This is a genomic window from Sporosarcina luteola (assembly GCF_007991495.1).
GTDB classification, from domain to species: domain Bacteria; phylum Bacillota; class Bacilli; order Bacillales_A; family Planococcaceae; genus Sporosarcina; species Sporosarcina luteola.
In genome coordinates, this window is record NZ_BJYL01000073.1 from 1 (window position 1) to 2,631 (window position 2,631).

Here is a 2,631-nt window from a genome sequence, read left to right on the forward strand (position 1 = left end):
CAAAATCCATCCCTATAGGGGTGGTTTTTTTGCGTTTCAGGGGGAAATACTATTCAAAAGACTCTTTGACTAATTTCAGTGAAATCAACTGAATGATTTTGGGAAGGAACAGGGGATTTTTACATGTGGGATTTACTGGCACAAATGTTATCAAGAATGACACTCATTATTACGATTGCCTTTCTAATTACTCGTCTGCGTACTTTCAGACAGATGATTTATCGGGATTTAGATCTAAAAGACAGCTTTGTCATGATTCTGCTCTTTGGTTTATTTGGAGTAATCGGAAATTATACAGCCATTGTTGTCGATCCGGAAGCACATGTGATCTCCAATATTTGGAACCCCGCGCTTCAAATGGACAATGCGATTGCCGATACACGTAATATCGGTATCATCATAGGCGGATTGGTGGGCGGCCCCTTAGTTGGGCTTGGGTCTGCTTTAATAGCAGGTGGACATCGTTTCATTATGGGAGGCTTTATAAGCGATGCGACTTTAATCACCTCGCTTATTGGTGGCATTTTAGCAGGGCTGTTTGGTCGTAAGTTGCGAAAATTTGGCTTGATCCGTCCGTTGCCGATGTTTTTAAGTGGTCTTTTGATACTTATCATTCAAATACTACTAATTCCCTTGTTTGCTTCAGAGCACAGTACAGCCCTTCATTTAATCAGTTATACCGGGATCCCGATTGTCGTCATTAATAGTATTGGAATCTGGATTTGTGCGATTGTTTTTAATAGCGTTATTCAGGATGAGGAAAATACACGCGCCAATCAAACGGCCACAGCACTCTCAATTGCAAATCAAACGCTGTCTCTTTTTCGACAGGGATTAAACGAATCCTCTGCAACAAAAGCTGCGAAGATCATCCAGCAGTTAACAAACGTTGACGATGTGGCAATCACGCGAGGTATTCGGGAGCTTGCACATACTGGCGGAACTAGCGGCCAATCAGAAATGAAATATAGGGAGCTCGTGTTTAAAACCGGAAAGATGGAAAGTGCTTACTTCTCAGAGTTTGAATTTATTATATTTCCGTTAATTGTAAAGGAAAAAACGATTGGGACGTTAACATTTTACTTTAATCATCCATTTCACGTGACATCTGTGGATCGTGAAATGGCAGAAGGACTCAGCAATTTATTTTCCAGTCAGTTGGAGTTAGGCGAAGTTGAACGTTATAACCATTTGCTGCAGGATGCTGAAGTAAAAGCACTCCATGCCCAGATTCATCCTCACTTTTTATTCAATGCTTTAAATATAATTGTTGCGCTATGTCGTAGAAATCCTTTGCTAGCACGCCAATTGCTAATCCATTTATCGACCTATTTGAGAAACAATTTAAGGGGACTAACAGATCGTCTTGTACGGGTTGAAAAAGAGTTGGAAAATGTCCATGCTTATTTTGCATTGGAAAACGCCCGGTTTCCTGATAAGTTTGAGCTTACAATTGAAATGGCTTCAGATCTGAACCAAGCGCTCATACCACCTTTCGTACTGCAGCCACTTGTTGAAAATGCTATTATACATGGAGAATTAAAAGATCTTGGGGGCATTGGGAAAATCCATGTCGAGATAGAACAGCAAGAAGCGGAACTGCATTTAACCGTTACGGATAACGGGGTTGGGGTGTCTCCTGAAAGGCTCGCGGATTTAGGTCAGCGCGTTGTCCATTCAACGAAAAACGGCAGCGGATCTGCGCTATTCAATATTAAAGAGCGCCTAACTGCATTATTCAGCCAAGATGCCACTTTTAGAATGGAAAGTAAGCAAGGACAGGGAACAATCATTTTTATAACATTACCGATACAATTTTAAATAGGAGATAGGTGGATTATGCTGCAAGGTTTTATCGTAGAGGACGAACAATTTGCGCGAGAGGAATTAAAGTATTTATTAACAGAGACGGGCGACATCGAAATCGTCGGCGATGCTGAAACGATGCATGAGGCGCTATGGGGAATTAATGATCTTCAACCGGATGTTGTGTTTCTGGACATCGAACTTGCCAAAGGAAATGGACTGGAATTGGCAAAGCAATTCATGCATATGAAAAAGCAGCCGATGATCGTGTTTGCAACAGCTTACGATGAATATGCCCTTGAAGCATTCAATCTCGATGCCGTGGATTACATTGTGAAACCAATCGATGAAGCAAGGCTACGAAAAACCGTAGACAAATTACTCACCCGTGCTCAATTCCAAAGAGAACGTAAAACGCATAAACGTTCACAGACACAAGGAATAAAAACAATCCCGGCAAAAGACGGGGGTAGAATGATTATTGTCCAAGCAGATGAGATTTACTCTATCGGTACGGAAAACCGTCAAACTTTTATTAAAACCGCTCATCACAAATATGAATCCGATTTGTTGCTTTATCAATTGATAGAAAAACTTGGTGAAGACTTTTTACAAGTGCATCGTGGATATATTGTCAACGTCAAGCATGTGTCTGCCATAGAACCATGGTTTAACCGCGCGTATAATTTATTTTTAAAAGACGGTTCAACAGTACCTGTGAGCCGCTCCTTTGCAAAAAATGTTATGCAAAAGTTAGGATTTAAGTGAGCCGTTTTTACTTTTCCTTGCAAGATAGAGAAATAGCATCCATACGTATGGATGCTA

2 protein-coding genes are annotated in these 2,631 nt (G+C 40.9%); both read left to right on the top strand.

The features are described 5' to 3' along the window. Positions 1-123: 123 nt before the first annotated feature. Entirely contained in the window at positions 124-1,821 is a 1,698-nt protein-coding gene (locus SLU01_RS17795) for a LytS/YhcK type 5TM receptor domain-containing protein (RefSeq protein WP_147060863.1), read from the top strand. A gap of 18 nt (positions 1,822-1,839) precedes the next feature. Continuing rightward, positions 1,840-2,574 (top strand): LytR/AlgR family response regulator transcription factor, encoded by a 735-nt coding sequence (locus tag SLU01_RS17800; protein WP_147060865.1) that lies wholly within the window; start codon positions 1,840-1,842, stop codon positions 2,572-2,574. Positions 2,575-2,631: the final 57 nt, after the last annotated feature.

Coding starts and splice junctions, on each gene's coding strand:
- SLU01_RS17800 (WP_147060865.1), top strand. CDS start 1,840: ATGCTGCAAGGTTTTATCGTAGAGGACGAACAATTTGCGCGAGAGGAA.
- SLU01_RS17795 (WP_147060863.1), top strand. CDS start 124: ATGTGGGATTTACTGGCACAAATGTTATCAAGAATGACACTCATTATT.